Origin of the sequence: Nonomuraea sp. NPDC049309 (genome assembly GCF_043196965.1) — a bacterium.
Lineage (GTDB): Bacteria > Actinomycetota > Actinomycetes > Streptosporangiales > Streptosporangiaceae > Nonomuraea > Nonomuraea fastidiosa.
Genome location: NZ_JBICSH010000001.1, coordinates 117215 through 135926, shown reverse-complemented (window position 1 = coordinate 135926; position 18712 = coordinate 117215). Strand labels below are relative to the sequence as shown.

The window sequence follows — 18712 nt, the reverse complement described above, 5'->3', positions numbered from 1 at the left end:
CGATGTGTTCGCCCCGATGTGGTTCGTGATGGGCCTGCCGCTGGCGGTGGGCGCGGTCACGTCGGGGTGGCCCGGGCTCGGCTGGGGCGCGCTCGCCTCCGGGCTGTGCGGCGGCGTGCCCGCGATCGTCATCTTCGGCGGCGTGCGCAAGGGGTGGTTCGGGGACTGGCACATCGGCGAGCGGTCCCAGCGGCCGAAGCTGATCGCGGTCATCGTCGCCCTCGTCGTCGTGGCGCTCGCCCTGCTGGTCGCGCTCGGGGCTCCCGTGGTGATGGTGGCGTGCGTGGTCATCATGCTCGCCACCCTGGCCGTGGTCGGGCCGGTCACGCTGGCCTGGAAGATCTCCTTCCACACGGCGGTGGCGGCCGGGTCGGTGGTGATGCTCGCCTGGGTGCTGCCGTGGCCCGGCGTCGTGCTCGCCGCCGGGGCCGTCGTGGTGGGGCTGATCGGGTGGGCGCGTACGGCGCTGCGCGACCACACGCCCGCCCAGGCGGTCGCGGGCGCCGCCGCGGGAGCGTGCGCCACGGCGGTCACCCTGGCCGTGATGCTGTGAGCCGCCGGTGGACTGTCGGTGCCGGGTGCTTGAGTGGGAGGCATGCGGTACGGGATCGACGTCGCGATCATCGGTGACCTCGCCGAGCCCGCGCACCTGGTGGCCCTCGCCCGGGAGGCCGAGGCGGCCGGGTGGGAGGCCGTGCTGGTGTGGGACCATCTCGGCTTCGCCTGGGGCGTGCCGTCGGTGGACCCGTGGGTGGCGCTGGGCGCGGCGGCGCAGGCGACGTCGCGCGTCCGGCTGGGCACGGCGGTGACGCCGGTGACCGGGCACCGCCCGGAGCGGCTGGCGCAGGCGGTGGCGACGCTCGACCGGCTGAGCGGCGGTCGCGCGATCCTGGGCGCGGGGCTGGGCGGCGTGGAGCGGGAGTTCACCGCCTTCGGATCGGCGCGTCCCGCCGGGGCCGTGCTCGACGAGGCCCTCGAGGTGCTGGCCGCGCTCTGGTCCGGCGAGCAGGTGCGCCACCGGGGCGCTCACTACACCGTCGACGGGGTGCGGCTCGCGCCGCCGCCCGTGCAGCGGCCCCGGGTTCCGGTGTGGGTCGGCGGCACGGCTGCGGGCGCGCTGCGGCGCGCCGCCCGCTGGGACGGCTGGATCGTCGCGGGCGACGACCAGGACGGCCGCATGACGCTCTCCCCCGAGGCCCTGGCCGCTCAGGTCGCTGAGGTGCGGCGGCACCGGACGTCCTGGGGCGACTTCGACGTGGTGGTGATCGGGGTGAGCGAGCCCGGCTCGCCGGTCCAGGACTACGCCGGTGCGGGCGCTACGTGGTGGCTTGAGCACCTTCACGGTTACCGGGGTTCGCTGGAGCACCTGGTGCGGCGGGTCAGGGCGGGCCCGCCCGGGTGATCTCCCTGCGATGCGGATGCCTCCGGGCCGTGGCGTGCCGCGCGGTGCCCGGCGTGGCACGGGCTATCGTGAGCGGTGGAACGCGTGATCGGCGGTCGCCCCGGCGTCGCGGCCACGGCCTGCGGGGACCTCTCCCGGATCAGCGGTGGCTCACCCCGTCGTTACAGGACCTTGTCGTTTGCGCATTTGTGCATTCGGGAAGCAACGAATTGCCGACGTGTCTCTGCGACCTGCCGTACCTCCTTCAAGCGATCATCAGAAAGGCGGCGCAGCATGGAAGTCACCGGTATCATCTCCGCGCTCATCATCGGGGTGATCATCGGCGTTCTCGGGCGCCTGGTCGTCCCCGGACGCCAGAACATCCCGTTCTGGCTCACCATCGTGATCGGCATCGTCGCCGCCCTCATCGGGACGGCCATCGCCGCCGCGCTGGGCGTCGCCGACACCCGGGGCATCGACTGGATCGAGCTGATCATCCAGGTCGTGGTGGCGGCGGTGGGCGTGACGGCCGCCGCCGCGCTGTACGGCAAACGCCGCACCTCGTAGCGGCCGCGCCGCGCGGCCTGCGTCACACGGCGTCCTGACGACCGCCGTGCGGCCGGCGTCACACGGCGTGGGCTCGCCGCCGCTCGGCCGGCGCCACACGATGTGGACGGCGGCCGTGCGGCGAACGCCGCACGTTGACGCGTCAGCCCTGCGTGGCGCGTCGCGATCGTCGTCCGGCGGGCTCCGGCGCGTGGACGCCGGCCCGCTCGCCGGGCGGAGGCGAGCCGCAGGCGGTCGCCGCGGCCCAGGCAGTAGAGCGTCTCGGCGCAGAAGACGAGGCCGAAGGATGCGGCGGGGCGGCAGGAGATCAGGTCGGCGCGGGTGAACGCCGGCTCTTCGCGTGCGGGGCGGGCGCGGTTGAACGCGCGTCCGGAATCGTGGGCTCGTGCCCAAGACGGGGGCGGTGGCGCCCCTCGGAGTATCAAATTACAAGATTTGATATCTGTAACCGCGGCGGCTAGCCTTGCGGCGTGGAGCCGAAGCAGTGATGGCCGCCCGCACTCCGCTGGACGCGGAGGCGATCCTGGCGGCCACCGAGGAGATCCTGCGCCGCCACGGGCCGGACAAGGCGACGGTCGTGGACGTCGCCCGGGCGCTCGGGGTCAGCCATGCCGCCGTCTACAAGCATTTCCCGTCGAAGCAGGCACTGCGCGAGGCGGTGACGCGGCGCTGGCTCGACCGCAACCGCGACACGCTCGCGGTCATCGCGGCCGACCGTACGGTCCCGCCTCCGCAGCGGCTGCGCAGATGGCTGCATGCGGTCCTGTCGCTGAAGCAGACCAAGATCTGTGATGATCCCGAGCTGTTCGCCGCGTACGGCCACCTCGCCGCCGGGCACAGCACCGTCGCCACCGGGCATGTCGCCGACCTGCTACGGCAGCTGACGGCCATCGTCGCCGACGGCGTCGACGACGGGAGCTTCCGCGCCGGTGACGCGGAGGTCATCGCTCGCGCGGTCTTCCACGCCACGGCCAAGTTCCACCACCTCGCCCATGCCGCCGAGTGGCAGGAACCGGGCATCGAGACCCAGCTCGACGAGGTGTGCAGCCTGATACTCCAAGGTCTGCAGGCACCTCGGCCGGGCGACAGCAACCGATAAGGAGCATCGTGGTCCACGCAATCGGAGTGACGGAACCCGGCGGGCCGGACGCGCTCGTCGAGCTCGACCTGGCGCCGGAGCCGCTCGGTCCCGGCCAGGTGCGGATCCGGGTCAGCGGTGCCGCGGTGAACCCGGCCGACGCCATGGTCAGGTCGATGCCGCGGCAGGGCGATGCGGACGGCGTACGGGTGCCGGGCATGGACGCCGCCGGCACGATCAGCGAGATCGGGCCCGGCGTCGGCCGCCCGTTCCAGGTCGGGGACGCCGTCATGGCCATCGTGGTGCCGTCGGGTGAGCACGGCGGTTACCGTTCCGACCTGGTCGTATCGGCGCGGTCGGTGGCGAAGGTCCCGGCCGGGCTGACGGACGCCGAGGCCGCCACCGTTCCGATGAACGGTCTCACCGCGCAGTTCGCACTGGACACCCTGGCGCTGCCCGCCGGTGCGACGGTGGCCGTCACGGGCGCCGCGGGGACGCTCGGCGGGTACTTCGTGCAGCTCGCCAAGCTGGCCGGGCTGGTCGTCGTGGCCGACGCCGCTCCGCGGGACGAGGAGTTCGTCCGCTCGTGCGGCGCCGGCGTGGTGGTGCCGCGGGGGGACGAGTTCGTCGCGGAGGTCCGCCGCCACTACCCCCACGGCGTGGACGGGCTGCTCGATGCCGCCGTGCTGAACGCCGCCGCGCTCCCGGCGGTCAAGGACGGCGGCACGCTCGTCTCCGTACGCGGCTGGCAGGGCGACGGGACCGACCGGGTGCGCGTCGCCCCGATCTTCGTCCACAAGTACGCCGAGGAGGCGGAGAAGCTGGACCGGCTCGCCGAGCTGGCCGGTGACGGCCGGCTCACCCTGCGCGTGGCCGGGGAGCTGCCCGCCGCCAAGGCCGCCGACGCGCACCGCTCGCTGGAGCAGCGCGGCGTCCGCGGGCGTTTCGTCCTGCGGTTCGCCTGACCGTTCCGCCGTCCTCGGCCTGCCCGGTCACGGTTCCAGGCCGCGGGCGGCCGGGCGGGCGGGGTCGGACAGGATGCCGATCTCGGCGATCCTCCCGTCGGGAATGGTGAAGCTCATCACCGACACCGGCCGGCCGGCGAGCCCGTTGACCAGCGCGGGCCGCGAGGTGGCGCCGGCGGCCATGCGCTGGAACGCGGCGAGCCGCCCGGCGCATCCGGTCACCTCTGCGCTCAGCCGTCCGTCATCACGGCGACCGACACATGACAGACACGAAGCGCGCCGACCGCCGTCCACTCCTCCACGGAGGGCGCCGCGTCCCTGGCGGTGGCGCTGCCGGCGCAGGAGGGAGCGCTGGACGTGGACGATCCGGCGGCGGGGATCGCCTTCGGCTACACGCGGCGCCGCTTCGGGTTCGCCTGGCACTACCCCGAGCACCGGCGGCCCGCCGGAGCCGTGGCCGCCGCGGTCACGTGAGGAGGGGGCGCGTGGTGAACGTTCGTCTCGCTCTGCCGGTGATCGCCGCCGCGCAGCTGCTGATGGTGGTGGACGGCACCATCGTGCCCGTCGGGCTGCCCCTGATCGGGGCCGGGCTCGGCATCGCCGAGGCCGACCTGGACTCCCCGTGACCGGTGGACGCACGAGAGATCCTGCACTCGGGCGCCCCGCGCTGATCGCGCACGCAAAGGGGAACGGGTCGTTGCGTGCGCGAGGCGGAGCGGGTAGATCTGATCGTCTTCGTCGTCTTCCCACGAGGAGCGTTGGATTCGCGATGGCCCCCTACTACCACGTGTGTTTCGCCGTTCCCGACCTGGCGGCGGCGATGCGGGATCTGTCGGCCGCGGCCGGGGTGACCTGGCGCGAGCCGCGCGACGGCCGCATCGGCGAGTGGGACTACCGCATCGTGTTCTCCGCCGAAGGGCCCGCGTTCATCGAGCTCATCGAGGCCGCGCCCGGAGGCCCGTGGGGCGACACGAGCACGCCGCGCTTCCACCACCTCGGGTTCTGGACGTCCGACGTGACGGCGGGCGCCGAGCGGCTGGCCGCCTCCGGTTTTCCCGAGACGTTCTCCGGCTGCCCGTACGGACGCCTGTTCGCCTACCACCGCCTCGGCTCCGTCGGGGCGGACGTGGAGCTGGTCGACCAGCGGCAGCAGGCGTCGTTCCTGGAGATGTGGCAGCCGGGCGGGCCGCCGATGCCGGTCATCGACGAGGAGCGGGCGTAACGCGCGCGTCGCCGAGCGCCGGCCAAGGCGGGGGCCGGTCACGGAACGGAGGCACGACGGCATGGGGATCTGTCCCGCCGCGCCGGTCACGGCCGGACGCGCCGGGAGCCCGGTGGCGGGCTTCCCATGCCGGTCACGCACCGGCGGGAGTCGTGGCCCGGCGGCGGTAGGCGCCCGGGGCGAGGCCGAAGTGGCGCTTGAAGGCGTTGGCGAAGGCGAACTCCGAGGAGTAGCCGACGCGGGCGGCCACGGAGTCCAGGGAGGCGCCGGGGTCGAGGACGAGGAGCCGGGCGGCGGTGGTCATGCGCCACCAGGTCAGGTACGTCAGCGGCGGCTGGCCGATGAGCGCGCCGAAGCGGCGGGACAGGGTGGCTCTGGACACTCTCGCCCGGTCGGCCAGTTCCTGGACGGTCCAAGGGTGGGCGGGGTCGTCGTGCATGGCGTTGAGCGCCGCCCTGACGTCGGGTGCGGCGAGGGCCGCGGCCCAGCCGGTGTCGGGCTCGCCGCCGGGGTGCTCTTCGAACCAGATGCGCAGGACGTACAGCAGAAGCATGTCGAGGGCCACGGGCAGGAGCGCGGCGGCGCCGAGGCGGCGGCCGCCGGTCTCCGCGCCGAGCACCTCCACGGCCGCGCGCAGGCCCGCGTGGTGTCCTGGGCGGGCCGGGATGTGGATGACGCCCGGCAGCTCGCGCAGGAGCGGGTGGGTCCATTCGGGGCTGAGCCGGTAGCCGCCGCACAGGGTGACGGTGGTGGATCCGGTGGCGGGTGCGGTCGTGGACGGGCTGTCGGCCAGGGTGTAGCCGTCGCCGTGCGGGGAGAAGACGACGTCGCCGGGTGCCAGGTGGGTGGGCTCGGCGGCCTTGTCGATCAGCCAGCAGGTGCCCTGGAGCACCACCAGGAAGCCCGCCGTGCCCGGCAGGTCGGGGAAGGTGCGCCGCCAGGGCGCCCGCCACTCGACCCGCTCGGTGGCGGGCGTGCCCACCCGTACGGCGGAGATCACGTCGCTGAGGATGTCCATCTCGTTCGCCCTGCGCTTTGATACGTTCGCGTATAAAAGTGCCACAGCTGAGCATTCATTGTCTCACCGTACGCTCGTAGCCTCGGTCGCATGGCACGTACGACAGAGACCGCCGCACGGCGGTGGGTGGCCGAGCACGCCCGCGCGCTGGCGACCACCGACCCGGCGGACGCGCTCACCGACCTCCACCCGCTTCGCGAGCTGCTGGCCGATGCGGAGATCGTGGGGATCGGCGAGCAGACCCGCGCGGCGCACGAGGTGATGACACAGGCGCACCGGGTGCTGCGGCTGCTCGTCGAGGACCTGGGGTTCCGCGTCCTCGCGATCCAGGACGACGAGGTGGCGGTCGAGCGGGTGAACGCCTATGTCCTCGGCGGCGACGAAGACGTCCGTACGGCGATGTCCGAGCTGTGGGTCCCGTGGCGGACCGAGGAGCTGCGCGCCGTCGTCGAGTGGGCGCGGGCGTTCAACCGGCGGCATCGGTCCGACCCGCTGCGGATCGTGGGGCTGGACGCTCCGTCCGCCCGGCCCGCGGACTACCAGGCCGTGATCGAGCATGTGGCCCGCGTACGTCCCGAGCTGGTCCCCGAGCTGCGCCGCCACTACGACACGATCATCACCGCCCACGAGGTGCCCGAGCACGTGCAGCACGCGCGGGGCGTCCATCCAGGACGTCCCTTCGTCGAGCACGCGCGCGACGCCCTCGACCTGGTGGCCGCGCTGCCCGACCCCGGGGCGGCGCTGGAGAAGGCGAAGCTGATCGTGGACGCGCACGCCGGCAGCTTCGCCGGCGGCGGCTTCGACTACGCGGTGACCCGGCGCCGCTCGGTCGCCGTACTGACCTCGCTGCTGCGCGACGACGGCGTGAAGATCGCCTACTGGGAGGGCATGTCGTTCACCGCGAACGCGCCCCGCGTCATCCCCGCCGCCCTGCTCGGCCCGTTCCAGAGCGTCGGCAACGAGCTGCGCGAACGGCTGGGCGAGCGCTATGTCTCCTTGCTGATCGCCTTCGCGCGCGGCGATGTGAGCGGCCTGCATCCGGGTCAGGTCGTGCCCGATCCGATGCCCGGGTCGGCCGACGCCGTGCTCGCCGCGGGGCCTGATCGCTATCTGCTCGACCTGCGTTCCCCTCGGCCCGGGCCGGTGGACGACTGGCTGGGCGGGCCGCACAGGCTCCGCATCATCAGCGGGATCTACCAGGCGGAAGCCGATCCCGAGCACTACCTGACGGCCGGGCGGCTCGACACATGGTTCGACGCCGTGCTGCAGGTAGGCACCGTCACCCCGACCACCCTGTTGTGAGGAGAGAACGATATGCGTACGACCGTGGCCGTCATCGGCGGCGGATACGGCGGCATCACCGTCGCCAAGGAGCTCGACGGCGTCACCGACGTGGTGCTCGTCGAGCCTCGGGACACCTTCGTCCACAACGTCGCCGCGCTGCGCGGCCTCACCGACCCGCGATGGACGGACCGGATGTTCCTCCCCTACGACCGGCTGCTCGAGCGCGGCACGATCATCAGGGACCGGGCCGTGCGGGTGGACGAGACGTCCGTCTGGCTGCGTTCGGGCGAGCGGATCGAGGCCGGCTGCATCGTGCTGGCGACGGGCTCGTCCTACCCGTTCCCCGCCAAGGTGGACGTCGAGGACAGCGCCGCCGCCAAGGAGAGGTACCACGCGACCCGCGAGGCTCTCGCGCGGGCCGGCCGCGTCCTGCTGCTGGGCGCGGGACCGGTCGGGCTCGAACTGGCCGGGGAGATCCTGGCGGCCTGGCCGGACACGTCGGTCACCCTCGTCGATCCGGGGTCCGAGATCGTCCCCGGCGGGTATTCCGCCGAGTTCAGGGCGGAGCTGCGCCGCCAGCTCGACGCGCTGGGCATCCGGGTCGTCCTCGGGGCGCGTCTGCGCGAGCAGCCCCCGACGGAGGCCGGTGAGTACGGGACGTTCACCGCCACCCTCGACTCCGGCGAACGGCTCACCGCCGACATCTGGTTCCGCTGCTTCGGCGGCGTCCCCGACACCGGCTACCTGGCCGGGAGCCTGGTTTCCGCGCGGCGGCCGGACGGGCGGCTCGCGGTCACCGACGAGCTGCGGCTGTCCGGCCAGTCGCGGGTGTTCGCGCTCGGCGACGTCACCGCGATCCCCGAGGCCAAGCAGGCGAGCGCGGCGACCCGCCACGCGTCGGTGATCGCGGCCAACATCCGCGCGCTGCTCCAGGGTGACGGCGAGCCGGCCGCCTACCGGCCTGGGACACCGGGGATCGTGCTCCCGCTCGGCCCGGACGGCGGCGCGACGTACGCACCGGACTGGGAGGACTACGTGGACGCCGCCACGCAGGAGCACATCAGGCGGCACGCGAAGGAGCGCGGCGACGGGCTGCTGGAGCTGGGCATCCTCGACGCGGAGCTCACGTCCCAGCTCAAGGGGCGGCACCTGAACGTCGAGGAGTACGCGCAACTCCTCAACGCCGACCCGGCGGGGGCCTGAGAACAGGCCCTTGCGCGGCGAGCCCCCGAGTTCGGCCAGGATTTCGGCGGTGTCGTCGGGGTGGGACGTGGTGAGGTGCCGGCAGGCGTGTTTGGTCCTCCACGCGCCGGCGCGCAGCTCGTCCACCGTGCCAGCCCGATTCACGAACCGGGTGGCGAGGCTGGGCGCTCGGCGCCCTCGTCGGCATGCTCACCACGCCGCCCCGCCTGCGGTCGCCGGAGATCCGACTCATGGGCGGTTCCCGCGCGGCCGAGCCGCGGTGCGCGTCCGACGTCAGCGCTCGTGTGCGGCGGCGGGCTCGGACGGTGCGGGGAGGAAGCGCCCGTAGGCGCCGTGGTGGTACAGCAAGGGGTCGTCGGTGCGGCCGAGCGCCTCTGCGTGGACGACCAGGCCGAGGATGAGGTGGTGGTCGCCGGCCTTGAGGATGCTGTGGGGGCGGCATGCGAGAAAGGCGGCGATGCCGTCCAGCACGGGGAGGCCGTACGGGCCGGGGCGCCATCGCGTGGGCGGCGCGAAGCGATCGGCCCGCCGACCGGCGAATCTCGCCGCCGTCTCCGGCTGGCCGCCGCTCAGGATGTTCACGGCGAACAGGCCGGCCGAGCGCAGCTTGGGCAGGGTCTCGGAGCGTTCGTCCACCCAGCAGGAGACGAGCGGCGGACGCAGGCTGGCCGAGGTGAACGAGGTGACCGTGAGCCCGGCGGGGCCGCCCCCGTCCGCGACGGTGATCACCACGACGCCCGCGGCATGCCGGGCCAGCACTCCGCGGAACCGCTCCGGGGAGACGCCGGCGGAGCCGCCCGCGGGAGGGCTTGGGGCGGTCGTCGTGGACGGCGAGCCCGTCATGAAGCGGGCGCCGAGCCGGCCGGGGTGACCGCGACGAACACCTGCCCGTCCTCGACCTTCACCGGGTACGTGGTGACCGGCAGCGTGTTCGGGGCCACCGGTTTGCCGGTGCGGACGTCGAAGCACGAGCCGTGCAGCCAGCATTCCAGGGTGCCGCCGTCGAGCTCGCCCTCGCTCAGGGTGGCGCCCGCGTGCGGACAGACGTCGTGCAGGGCGAAGACCTCGTCGCCTTGGCGCGCCAGGGCGATCGGGGTTCCCGACGCCTCGACGCCGAGCAGGCCGCCGTCGGGAATGTCGGACAGGTGACAGATGAGTTGATAGGTCATGGCGAACACGGCTCCTTGGTGCGGACTGGCGTGCAGGTCACTGAGGCAGGTTGTCGTGGCGGAAGCCGGGCCGCAGGGAGGGCAGCAGGGCCGCGAACGTCCGGACCAGCTCCTGCCGGGTGCCGGCCGGCGTGATCTCTCGGTCCACGGACATGCGTTCCAGGGCCCGCTCGCCGCCCACTCCGGCGGCACGGTAGCGGTCGATCAGCTGCGGCCGGGCCGCCGGGTCGGCGGCCAGCTCGCGGTGGAACACCACCTCAACGGCCGACTCCTCGCCCATGACGGCGATTTCGGCGCCGGGCCAGGCGAGCACCGCGTCGGCCCCGAGGTTGCGGGAGTTCATCACGATGTACGCCCCGCCATAGGCCTTTCTGAGAATCACGGTGACCCGCGGGACCGTGGCCTCGGAGAAGGCGAACAGCAGCTTCGCCCCGCGCCGGATGACGCCTTCGGCCTCCTGGCGGCGTCCGGGCAGGAAGCCCGGTGTGTCGACGAGGACGAGCAGCGGAACGCCGAAGGCATCGCACATGCGTACGAACCGGGCACCCTTCTCGGCCGCGCGAGCGTCGATGACGCCGGCCAGCCGCAGGGGCTGGTTGGCGACGACCCCGACCGGGTGGCCGGCCAGCCGCGCGAAGCCGGTCACGATGTTCGGAGCGTAGCGTGGCTGAAGCTCCAGGAAGTCAGCGCCGTCGGCCAGCCCGCGAATGACGCCGCGCACGTCGTACACCTTGCGGGCTTCGCGTGGCACGTCCGGCATGACGCCGGGAGGTTCGGGTGCGGCCGGCGGCGGCGGCTCCCAGCACGAGCCGGGCAGGAACGACAGCACCCTCCTGGCCTTGGCCATGGCGTCCGCCGCATCGTCGGCGACGAGGTGAACGACACCCGATCGGGTGGCGTGCACCTGAGAGCCGCCGAGTTCCGCTGGAGTGACCTGCTCTTTGGTGACGGCGTGCACGACGCGCGGGCCGGTGAGGAACATGGAGGAGCCGTCCCTGGTCATGATCACGACATCGGTGAGCGCGGGCGAGTAGACGGCGCCCCCGGCGCATGAGCCGAGCACCACGCTGATCTGCGGAACCCGGCCCGACAGCGCGGCGTTGAGCCGGAAGACCGCGGCGTAGGCGTCGAGCGCGCCCACGCCCTCCTGGATGCGGGCGCCGCCGGAGCTGATGGCGCCGACCACCGGCATGCGGCCGCGCAGCGCGTGTTCGAGGGCTCTGGCCATCTTCTGGCCGTGGACCTCGCCGAGGGTGCCGCCGAGCTGGCGCGGGTTCTGCGCGTACGCGGCGACCGGCCGCCCGTCCAGCCGCCCGAGACCGGCCACGATGCCGTCGCCGGCGGGGCGCCGGCGGGCCATGCCGAGTGCCGACTCCCGGTGCCGGCCGTGGGCGCCGAACTCGACGAACGACCCGGGGTCGAGCAGGCCGTCCAGCCAGGCGCGGGCCGGGTCGGACGTTCCGTTGCCCGCGTGCGCCGAGCCGGCGATGGCGAGGTCTGCGAGCCCGCTCATGTCCCGCCCTCGCTGCTCATGGAACGGGCCGCTGTCACCCCGCGGTTTTGGGCGGCGCCTCCGTCCAGCGCCTGAAGGCGGCCGCTGCCGGGAGGGCAGGGCTCGCGGTCGCCGGGAGCGTCGTCGAGGACCGTGCTCAGCCACGAGCGGAGCCGCGCCTCCCACTCGGGGAGGCGGTTGAAGCACATGTGATCGCCGTTCTTCAGGAAACAGACCGTGAGCCGCTCCCCCAGAGCCTCGCGGAGCCGGCTCGCGTGCGCCCAGGGCACGGTGCGGTCGGCATCGCCGTGGATCTGCAGCACCGGGCAGGTGACGGCGGGCAGCATGTCGTCCACGTGGAACGCGGCGAGCGCCGCCACGGCTCGGCGGCCGGACAGGCCGAGGTTGTACTCCATGGTCTGCGGGATGGGCGGAGGCGCTACGCGGTGCACCTCGAGCAGGTCCAGAGGGGCGGAGATGACCGCGCAGGCCGCGAGGCGCCGGTCGGCGGCCGCGGCGCGGAGCGCGAAGTAGCCTCCCGCGCTGCCGCCGACCACGGCGATCCGGTCCGCGTCCAGTTCTGGCAGCCGGGTGAGCGTGTCCAGCACGGCGGCGATCACCACCTCGGCGTCGGCCCGCCACGGCACGTCGTGGAAGCGGCGCAGCTCGCCCTGACCGGGCAGGTCGAGGGCGGCGGAGGCCCAGCCGCGGGCCGTGTACGCCTCGCTGATGCGGTGGAACTCCTCTTTCACTCCGTCCACTCCGCCGAGGGTGAGCACGCAGGGAGCGGGCCGCCGGCCGGCGGGGACGCGGAGGGTGACGGGGACGGCGACGCCGTCCACCGGGATCTCCAGCCGCCGGACGGGCGGGTTCAGCAGGTCGCCGCTTGCCGTCGCCGCCGCCACCAGCCGCCGCCACAGGCGGGCGCGTTCGGCCGGCCGGAACTCCATGTACTCGGCGGCGCGGTAGCAGGCGACCGCCCGCTGGAGGCACTCGGCCGCGGTGACGTGATCGCCGTCCGAGGCGAGCGTGCGGCCGGTCCGCTCGTGCCGCTCGGCGAGCCCCTCCCAGACGGAGCACCACGCGCCGGGTGAGCGGATGGCGCGCAGCGCGTCCAGCGCCTCTCCCGGATCGACGCCCATGAAGACCAGACGGGGCAGGAGCGGCTCGCCGCGGCGCAGGCCGAGCAGGGGAAGCGCGCCGCGGACCCGCATGGCGGCGCGGAACGGCAGCGGTGGTCGTCGGGCCCCCATCTCAGGCCGTCTCCTCCCCGGTGAGCTGAGGGATGACCTTGTCCGCGAACAGCCGCATCGACCGTGTCACGGCCTCCATCGGCTGGCCGAAGTCGAACGTGGCGGCGACCGTGGTGACGTGCAGGTTGTCGATGAGGTCCGCCAGCTTGACGACGCAGTCGTCGGGGGCGCCCACGACGATCGTGCCCTTGCCGGCCGCGTCCTCCGGGGTGAAACCGCCCCAGCGCATGCCGAGGGCCGGGTAGTGGGTGAAGTCGCGGGGCACGCCGTCGCGCTTGAACGCGGCGATGGTGGACGCACCGGCCGCGCGCGTCTCGGCGACGTAGCGCATCACGTGCGGAGCGGCTGTGTCGAAGGCGGCCTCGAAGGTGTCGTCGACGTGGACGTGCACGTTCATCAGCACCTTGCCGGCCGCGGGGTCGAGGCCGGCTCGTTCCCTGGCGGCGAAGTACAGGCCGACCTTCTCCGACAGCGAGGCCAGGTCAGGTGAGAGCAGCGGCGCGATCATCAGGTGATGCCCCTTCTCCCCCGCCCAGGTGAACGTCTCCGGGGTCGTGGCCGCCGCCACCCACACCGGCGGGTGCGGGCGTTGCAGGCATCGGGGCTCCACCCGTAGCTCGGGGAAGCGGAAGAAACGGCCTTCGTGGGCGAAGCTCTCCCCTCGCAGGGCCTGGAGGAGGATCTCGCTGTTCTCCGCGAAGCGGGCCCGGCTCTCCTCCATGGGGATGCCGAAGCCGTCGTACTCGCACTTGAGGAACGCTCTGCCGATGCCCAGGTCGAGCCGCCCGCCGCTCACCTGATCGAGGGTGGCGACCCGCTCGGCGACCGACAGCGGGTGGTGGTAGGGGATCTGCACGACGCCGAGGCCGAGCCGGATGCGCCGGGTCTTGGCCGCGAGTGCGGCCAGCAGCACGTCGGGGGCCGACAGGATCCCGCCGTGCGGCTGGAAGTGATGCTCGGCCAGCCAGACGCTGTCGAAGCCGAGGTCTTCGGCCAGGACGGCGAGCGTCTGGATGCGGGAGAGCATGCGGTCGGGCGGCCCGTCGGATTCGGGGTCGAAGGTGGGCAGGTTGAAGCTGCCGAAGGTGAGCGGCATTCGAATCACTCCCGCAGTTCGGCCAGGATTCTGGCGGTTTCGTCGGGGTGGGATGTCGTAAGGTGCCGGCAGGCGTGTTCGATCGTCCACGCGCCGGCCGATGTGGTGTCCGTCCAGCCGGAGGGCCTGGCCGGCACCGGCCCGGGATGCTTCTCGCTGATGTCGCCGATCGCGCCGGCGGCCGGCCTGCCCGCGTTGGGATGCATGCGAACCTCACGCTCGCCACCCGGCTCCCGCATCACCGCGAGCGCCTCCAGCGGCTCGTCCTCCGTGCCGGTCATCGCGCCGCCTCCTTCCCCGCCCAGGTTTCGGGGAGGAACGCGACCAGTACCGCGGTGGCGGCCAGCACCGCAGCGAGGATCCAGTAGCGCGCGCCCAGCCCGGCCCGCTCGGCGAGCAGGCCGCCGACCACCGGGCCGAGGATCGGGCCGATGCCCTGGACAAGGCGGTTGGCGCCCAGCGCCGCACCGATGCGGCGCGGGTCGGCCTTGAGCACGTCGTCGGTGACCATGGTCGTCGACAGCGAGATGACGGGCCCTTCGGCGAGACCGACGATGGCGTAGACCAAGGCCACGCTCCACACGGTGACTCCGGCGATCGGCAGGCCGGCCAGGGCCGCCGCGACGAGCAGCAGGGCGATCAGCAGCGGCAGCCGCCTGCCCACCTTGTCGGAGATGGCCCCGGCCAGCACGGTGCCCGCGGAGGCCACCAGCTCGTACGGGATGAACACGAGCGCGATCACGAACGGTGACGCGGCGAGCCCGGTCAGGCTGAACGGGACGAGGAAGGTGGCCGCGACGCCGACGGCGAACGACAGGCCGGCCACGATGCCCGACAGCAGCACCACGCGCCGCCGGTACCAGGCGAAGGTCTGGGCGACCGCGGTGCGCAGCGGTGCCACGTGCCGCTCCTGGGCCGTCTCGGGCAGTGCGAACCAGGTGAGCGCGCACGCCGCCAGCAGGAGCGCGGCGTCTGCGGCCAGCACGGCCTGCCAGGTCGCCGCGGTCAGCGCGAGGCCGCCCGCGACGTAGCCGAGCACGGAGCCGGTCCCGATGGCGCCGGCCAGGATGCCGATGGCCTTGCCCCGTTCATGCGGACCGTAGGTGTCGGCGGGGACGGTGAAGGCCGGCGAGGTGAACAGGCCGCGGCCGATGCCGAAGAGCACCCAGCCGGTCAGGAACGGCCAGGCGGCCGCCCACAGCGCGGACACCAGCACGCCGAGGGCGCTGACCGCGAGGCCGCCGACGATGACGGGCTTGCGCCCGTAGCGGTCGGCGGCGACGCCGGCCGGGACGTTGAGCACGGTCATGAGCAGCGACGACACCATCAGCACCAGGCCGAGCGCGTCCGGCCCGACCCCGAGCGAGCCGGAGATCGACGGCAGCGCGGGAAAGACCGACATCATGGCGGCCCACTGCACCAGGACGGCGCCGGACAAGACGGCCAGCCCCCGGCCGCGTTCGGTGGTCAGCAGGCCGCTCAGCCTGAGGTCGGTGGCGGGTGCGGGGCCGGGTCGTGGTTCGGATCGTGTCATCGGATCGTTTCCTTGGGGTATGGGCGACAAGGTTCAGGACGCGCAGCCGCATCCGGAGCCGCAGCCGCCGGAGCCGCCGAGCTGAACACCCAGGAATTCTGCGATGGCCGCCGCCACGGGGACGGGCTTTTCCATGAACATGAAGTGACCGGTGCCGGGCACCACGTGCAGGCGGGCGCCGGGGATGGTCTCGGCCAGGTAGCGTGCGCTCTCCACGGGGGTGCTGCGGTCCAGTTCGCCGGCCACGACGAGGGTCGGCGCGGCGATGTCGCGTACGCGCTCGCGCAGGTCGGGATGGGTGAGCCGGATGAGGTTGCGGTGCACGGACCAGGGCACCCAGGACCAGCTCGCGATGACCCGATTGGCCACCTCGGGGTAGCCGTCGAGGAAGAAGAAGGGGGCGGCGCGTTTGTTGGACTCCTCGATGACCTGGCGGTAGGTCTCCTCGGTCACCTCCGGACGCTTCCACTTCATCTCGTAGTGCGCGGCCGAGCCCATGAGGACGAGGCCGGCGACCCGTTCCGGGTGCTCCAGCGCCAGCATCATGGCGGTGACGGAGCCGAGGGAATGCCCGGCGAGGATGACCTGGTCCCATCCGAGGTGGTCGAGCACCTCGATCACGTCGGCGGCGCACTGGGCGGCCGACAGGGGGTGGTCCTCCTTGGACGACAGGCCGTGCCCGCGCAGGTCGAGCGCGAGGCAGCGCAGCGTCGGGTCGAGCAGCGAGATCAGCTCGGCGAAGTGGGTGTGGTTGTCGCGGTTGCCGTGCAGGAACACCACGGGCGGCGCGGCGGTCTCGGGTCCTGACATGCGGTAGAAGAGCCGGGCGCCGTCCGACAGTTCCACGGCATCGCAGGTGGTGGGCAGTTTCCAGGTGAGCGGCATCATGACCGTGCTCCTTCGCTGGCCACGGACAGGTCGAGGCTGCGCATCTCCCGGACGATCTCCTCGATCTCGGTGACGATCTCCCGGGTGGTGTTGGTGCCGGTGATCGCTCTGCGCAGCCGTCCTTGGGGGGTGACGATGACGACGTGCGGGTCGACGTTCGCCGCGAGCCCCAGCTCCTGGGCGAAAGCGCGGTCCCAGTCGATCAGTACGGGCACGGGGTGCTGCTGTTCGGCGATCCGTTCCTTGACGAAGTCGCGGGTGATGAAGTGCGGCAGCTGGTCGACGACGGCGACGAGCCGCACGTCGAGCCCCGGGAAGCGCTTGAGTATCGCCTGGATGCGCCGTACGGCCTCCTCGCTTTTGTCCTGGCCGGAGACGACGAAGACGAACGGGCTCAGCCCGCCGTTCTGCGGCAGCGCGAAGGACCGGTCGTGCAGGTCCTTCAGCAAGCGGAGCTGCTCGGTGCAGTCGCGGCCCTCCGAGCCGCCGAGCCGCGGCGAGGCGCCGTGCACGTTGAAGGTGGAGAACCCGATCGCGGAGGTCACGCGGCGGCCGACCTGGCGGGCGATCTCGATGGCGAACTCCGCGTTGTCGACGCCCACGCCCCACGGTTTGGTCCTGATGCCGGGCTGCTCGTCGAATTCGATGAGGCTGAGCCCGACGCTGATGACCACGGACAGCTTGACGTTCGTCCACAGCGGCATGAGCTGGGCCATGGCCCACTCCTGGCCGATGCCGCCGGAGGTGATGATCTGGCCGGCGACCTTGCCTTGGAACGCCTTGCCCTTGACGTCGGCGGCGACCTCGTAGTTGTAGTACTGGTACTCCAGGTCGTCCTCGTCGGCCGGCTCGCACCGGTCGAGCCACTGTTTCCAGGTGAAGGGCAGGCCGAGCGCGTAGACCGGGGAGGCGAAGATGAAGGCGTCCGCCCAGCGGACCTCCTTGTACAGGCGGGTGTAGCGGTCGTCGGGGTGCTTGAACAGGTGGCATTGGGTCCTGTTCATGCAGTCGCCGCAGCCGTCGCAGTCGACGATCGGATAGTCGACCAGGCGGACGAGCCGTGTCTGGGCGCCCAGCTCGGCGGCGCCCTTGAGGGCCTCGCGGCACAGGAACTCGCTGGCGCTCTTGGCGGTCGTCTTCGGCGAGCCGCAGATCCCGAGCACGTTCTTCGACTTCATCGCGGTTCTCCGATCAGTCGCGGATGCGCCGGGGCGCGGCCTGCCCGGCTTTCATGAGCCGTCCTCGGGCGAGCACCTCCCGAGGGATGGCCTCGATCTCGGTGTAGCGGGCGGAGAAGAACTCGCGGCAGACGTTGTTGCCCCAGAAGACGCCTTCCTCGGTCAGGCGGATCTCCTCGTCGGTGATCTCCAGCAGGCCGCGCGCGACCAGCTTGTCGATCTTCTCGCCGAACACGTCGATGGGGTCGCAGCCGAACAGGGAGCGGAACCTGGGGCGAGAGACGCTGAACAGCCGCAGGCCCTTGGCCATGGCGCCGCACATCTCCTCGTCGCGGTCGGCGCGGGAGCCGATCAGCACGGGGAGCTCGCCACGGTCGACCGCGCCCTGGTAGTCGGCCAGAGGGCCCTTGTTGACGTACATGTACCTGCCGAGATAGCCGAAGGCGGCCGCGCCGACGCCGAGCAGGTCCTGCTGCTCGGAGAAGTAGAGCACGGCATGCTTGTTGATCTTTCCGGGCAGCGCGAAGTCGTAGACGGAGTACTGCTCGTATCCGGCATCGCGCAGCATGCTCACGGCCATGCGGTACATCGCGACCTCGTGGTCGTGGTCGCCGGGCGGCTTGAGCCGCTTGGTGTCGATCTTCGAGAACAGCCGGGTGAAGGGCGGGATGATGAGGGAGAACAGCGTGACGTGCTCGTAGCGCCAGTCGATGGCCTCCTCGACGTCGGCCCGCCACTCGTCGAGGGTCTGCTCGGGCAGGTTGTAGATCAGGTCGATACCGACGTTGTCGTAGCCGGCGTCACGGGCGACCTGGGTGGCCACACGGGAGGTGGCCGGGTCCTGCGGGATCTCCAGCATGCCGGCGTAGCGGTCGTTGTAGGTCTGGACCCCGAAGCTGATCCGGTTGCAGCCGGCCTCCCGTGCCGCGACGAGCTTCTCGCGGGTGAAGTTGGACGGGTTGCCCTCGGCGCTGATCTCCGCCTCCGGGCTGAAGCGCAGCACCGTCCTGCAGTGGGTGATCAAGTCGTGCAGCTGTTCGGCCGACAGGCAGCTCGGCGTGCCGCCGCCGATGGCCAGGGAGCCGAAGGTGAACGACCTGACCAGCGGGCTCTCCGCGTACGTGGTGATCTCCCGCTTCAGCCGGACGAGGTAGCTCTCCAGCTTCGCCTCGTCCATGAGCTGCTTGTTGAAGGGACAGAAGTTACAGATCTTGTCGCAGAACGGGATATGGATGTACATGGCCTTCTCGCCGTCGCGGGTGGACGGCGAGTTCAGGTTCATCAGCATCGGCACCTCGCTGACGTCGGGCGGGTCAGCGGGCAGCGGGTAGTGCGAGACGCAGATGCGTTCGCGCTTGTCGTACGGTTTCGTTGCGGTGCTCAC

At 72.3% G+C, this 18712-nt stretch carries 21 protein-coding genes; 9 read left to right on the top strand and 12 right to left on the bottom strand.

Annotation, left to right across the window (positions count from 1 at the left end):
* Positions 1-16 precede the first annotated feature (16 nt).
* The 5 genes from ACGFIM_RS00610 to ACGFIM_RS00590 all read left to right on the top strand — a co-directional run bounded on the left by ACGFIM_RS00610 (position 17) and on the right by ACGFIM_RS00590 (position 3991).
* Positions 17-553: a hypothetical protein gene (locus ACGFIM_RS00610; RefSeq protein WP_393192328.1), complete on the top strand. Its 537-nt coding sequence runs from the start codon at positions 17-19 to the stop codon at positions 551-553.
* Between the two features lie 42 nt (positions 554-595).
* Positions 596-1402, top strand: coding sequence for an LLM class flavin-dependent oxidoreductase (locus ACGFIM_RS00605; protein ID WP_393192325.1), 807 nt, complete (start codon positions 596-598; stop codon positions 1400-1402).
* 273 nt (positions 1403-1675) lie between these two features.
* Positions 1676-1948: a GlsB/YeaQ/YmgE family stress response membrane protein gene (locus tag ACGFIM_RS00600; RefSeq protein WP_393192322.1), complete on the top strand. Its 273-nt coding sequence runs from the start codon at positions 1676-1678 to the stop codon at positions 1946-1948.
* A 487-nt stretch (positions 1949-2435) separates the two neighbouring features.
* Entirely contained in the window at positions 2436-3047 is a 612-nt protein-coding gene (locus ACGFIM_RS00595; protein WP_393192319.1) for a TetR/AcrR family transcriptional regulator, read from the top strand.
* Between the two features lie 8 nt (positions 3048-3055).
* On the top strand, positions 3056-3991 hold the full coding sequence (locus ACGFIM_RS00590; protein ID WP_393192316.1) for an NADP-dependent oxidoreductase: 936 nt from the start codon (positions 3056-3058) through the stop codon (positions 3989-3991).
* 27 nt (positions 3992-4018) lie between these two features.
* On the opposite strand, the gene ACGFIM_RS00585 is transcribed toward ACGFIM_RS00590, so the two are convergent.
* Positions 4019-4213 (bottom strand): hypothetical protein, encoded by a 195-nt coding sequence (locus ACGFIM_RS00585; RefSeq protein ID WP_393192313.1) that lies wholly within the window; start codon positions 4211-4213, stop codon positions 4019-4021.
* Between the two features lie 263 nt (positions 4214-4476).
* Here ACGFIM_RS00585 and ACGFIM_RS00580 point away from each other — a divergent pair, with 263 nt between their 5' ends.
* Both ACGFIM_RS00580 and ACGFIM_RS00575 read left to right on the top strand, forming a co-directional pair.
* A complete protein-coding gene (locus tag ACGFIM_RS00580; RefSeq protein WP_393192310.1) occupies positions 4477-4617 on the top strand; it encodes a hypothetical protein in 141 nt (46 codons plus the stop codon).
* A gap of 143 nt (positions 4618-4760) precedes the next feature.
* The gene (locus ACGFIM_RS00575) at positions 4761-5213 is read left to right on the top strand and encodes a VOC family protein (RefSeq protein WP_393192308.1); all 453 of its coding nucleotides are present in this window, start codon (positions 4761-4763) and stop codon (positions 5211-5213) included.
* Positions 5214-5346: 133 nt separating this feature from the next.
* Here ACGFIM_RS00575 and ACGFIM_RS00570 read toward each other — a convergent pair whose 3' ends face one another.
* A complete protein-coding gene (locus ACGFIM_RS00570; protein ID WP_393192305.1) occupies positions 5347-6231 on the bottom strand; it encodes an AraC family transcriptional regulator in 885 nt (294 codons plus the stop codon).
* 90 nt (positions 6232-6321) lie between these two features.
* Between ACGFIM_RS00570 and ACGFIM_RS00565 the strand changes: the two genes are divergently transcribed.
* Entirely contained in the window at positions 6322-7533 is a 1212-nt protein-coding gene (locus tag ACGFIM_RS00565) for an erythromycin esterase family protein (RefSeq protein ID WP_393192302.1), read from the top strand.
* A gap of 12 nt (positions 7534-7545) precedes the next feature.
* Positions 7546-8718, top strand: a complete 1173-nt coding sequence (locus tag ACGFIM_RS00560; protein WP_393192299.1) for an NAD(P)/FAD-dependent oxidoreductase — start codon at positions 7546-7548, stop codon at positions 8716-8718.
* A 273-nt stretch (positions 8719-8991) separates the two neighbouring features.
* On the opposite strand, the gene ACGFIM_RS00555 is transcribed toward ACGFIM_RS00560, so the two are convergent.
* Genes ACGFIM_RS00555 through hemW form a run of 10 tightly spaced genes read right to left on the bottom strand, consistent with a single transcriptional unit; the run spans position 8992 to position 18712 of the window.
* Complete coding sequence (locus tag ACGFIM_RS00555) at positions 8992-9561, bottom strand: flavin reductase family protein (RefSeq protein ID WP_378789587.1); 570 nt, start codon at positions 9559-9561, stop codon at positions 8992-8994.
* Entirely contained in the window at positions 9558-9887 is a 330-nt protein-coding gene (locus ACGFIM_RS00550; RefSeq protein ID WP_364069252.1) for a non-heme iron oxygenase ferredoxin subunit, read from the bottom strand. Before ACGFIM_RS00550 ends, ACGFIM_RS00555 begins: the two co-directional genes overlap by 4 nt.
* Positions 9888-9924: 37 nt before the next feature.
* Positions 9925-11400, bottom strand: coding sequence for an acyl-CoA carboxylase subunit beta (locus ACGFIM_RS00545; RefSeq protein WP_378789589.1), 1476 nt, complete (start codon positions 11398-11400; stop codon positions 9925-9927).
* Complete coding sequence (locus ACGFIM_RS00540) at positions 11397-12632, bottom strand: alpha/beta hydrolase (protein ID WP_364069248.1); 1236 nt, start codon at positions 12630-12632, stop codon at positions 11397-11399. The genes ACGFIM_RS00545 and ACGFIM_RS00540 overlap by 4 nt, the downstream gene beginning before the upstream one ends.
* Before the next feature lies 1 nt (position 12633).
* On the bottom strand, positions 12634-13728 hold the full coding sequence (locus ACGFIM_RS00535) for an LLM class flavin-dependent oxidoreductase (protein WP_364069246.1): 1095 nt from the start codon (positions 13726-13728) through the stop codon (positions 12634-12636).
* A gap of 5 nt (positions 13729-13733) precedes the next feature.
* Entirely contained in the window at positions 13734-14009 is a 276-nt protein-coding gene (locus tag ACGFIM_RS00530; protein WP_364069244.1) for a hypothetical protein, read from the bottom strand.
* The gene (locus tag ACGFIM_RS00525) at positions 14006-15262 is read right to left on the bottom strand and encodes an MFS transporter (protein ID WP_364069242.1); all 1257 of its coding nucleotides are present in this window, start codon (positions 15260-15262) and stop codon (positions 14006-14008) included. Before ACGFIM_RS00525 ends, ACGFIM_RS00530 begins: the two co-directional genes overlap by 4 nt.
* A gap of 33 nt (positions 15263-15295) precedes the next feature.
* Entirely contained in the window at positions 15296-16150 is an 855-nt protein-coding gene (locus ACGFIM_RS00520; RefSeq protein ID WP_364069240.1) for an alpha/beta fold hydrolase, read from the bottom strand.
* Positions 16147-17328: an NAD(P)H-dependent oxidoreductase gene (locus ACGFIM_RS00515; protein ID WP_364069238.1), complete on the bottom strand. Its 1182-nt coding sequence runs from the start codon at positions 17326-17328 to the stop codon at positions 16147-16149. Before ACGFIM_RS00515 ends, ACGFIM_RS00520 begins: the two co-directional genes overlap by 4 nt.
* 13 nt (positions 17329-17341) lie before the next feature.
* Positions 17342-18712, bottom strand: coding sequence for a radical SAM family heme chaperone HemW (gene hemW / locus ACGFIM_RS00510; RefSeq protein WP_364069236.1), 1371 nt, complete (start codon positions 18710-18712; stop codon positions 17342-17344).

Coding starts and splice junctions, on each gene's coding strand:
- ACGFIM_RS00595 (WP_393192319.1), top strand. CDS start 2,436: ATGGCCGCCCGCACTCCGCTGGACGCGGAGGCGATCCTGGCGGCCACC.
- ACGFIM_RS00600 (WP_393192322.1), top strand. CDS start 1,676: ATGGAAGTCACCGGTATCATCTCCGCGCTCATCATCGGGGTGATCATC.
- ACGFIM_RS00560 (WP_393192299.1), top strand. CDS start 7,546: ATGCGTACGACCGTGGCCGTCATCGGCGGCGGATACGGCGGCATCACC.
- ACGFIM_RS00570 (WP_393192305.1), bottom strand. CDS start 6,231: ATGGACATCCTCAGCGACGTGATCTCCGCCGTACGGGTGGGCACGCCC.
- ACGFIM_RS00530 (WP_364069244.1), bottom strand. CDS start 14,009: ATGACCGGCACGGAGGACGAGCCGCTGGAGGCGCTCGCGGTGATGCGG.
- ACGFIM_RS00555 (WP_378789587.1), bottom strand. CDS start 9,561: ATGACGGGCTCGCCGTCCACGACGACCGCCCCAAGCCCTCCCGCGGGC.
- ACGFIM_RS00535 (WP_364069246.1), bottom strand. CDS start 13,728: ATGCCGCTCACCTTCGGCAGCTTCAACCTGCCCACCTTCGACCCCGAA.
- ACGFIM_RS00565 (WP_393192302.1), top strand. CDS start 6,322: ATGGCACGTACGACAGAGACCGCCGCACGGCGGTGGGTGGCCGAGCAC.
- ACGFIM_RS00545 (WP_378789589.1), bottom strand. CDS start 11,400: ATGAGCGGGCTCGCAGACCTCGCCATCGCCGGCTCGGCGCACGCGGGC.
- ACGFIM_RS00575 (WP_393192308.1), top strand. CDS start 4,761: ATGGCCCCCTACTACCACGTGTGTTTCGCCGTTCCCGACCTGGCGGCG.
- ACGFIM_RS00540 (WP_364069248.1), bottom strand. CDS start 12,632: ATGGGGGCCCGACGACCACCGCTGCCGTTCCGCGCCGCCATGCGGGTC.
- ACGFIM_RS00515 (WP_364069238.1), bottom strand. CDS start 17,328: ATGAAGTCGAAGAACGTGCTCGGGATCTGCGGCTCGCCGAAGACGACC.
- ACGFIM_RS00550 (WP_364069252.1), bottom strand. CDS start 9,887: ATGACCTATCAACTCATCTGTCACCTGTCCGACATTCCCGACGGCGGC.
- ACGFIM_RS00520 (WP_364069240.1), bottom strand. CDS start 16,150: ATGATGCCGCTCACCTGGAAACTGCCCACCACCTGCGATGCCGTGGAA.
- ACGFIM_RS00525 (WP_364069242.1), bottom strand. CDS start 15,262: ATGACACGATCCGAACCACGACCCGGCCCCGCACCCGCCACCGACCTC.
- ACGFIM_RS00610 (WP_393192328.1), top strand. CDS start 17: ATGTGGTTCGTGATGGGCCTGCCGCTGGCGGTGGGCGCGGTCACGTCG.
- ACGFIM_RS00605 (WP_393192325.1), top strand. CDS start 596: ATGCGGTACGGGATCGACGTCGCGATCATCGGTGACCTCGCCGAGCCC.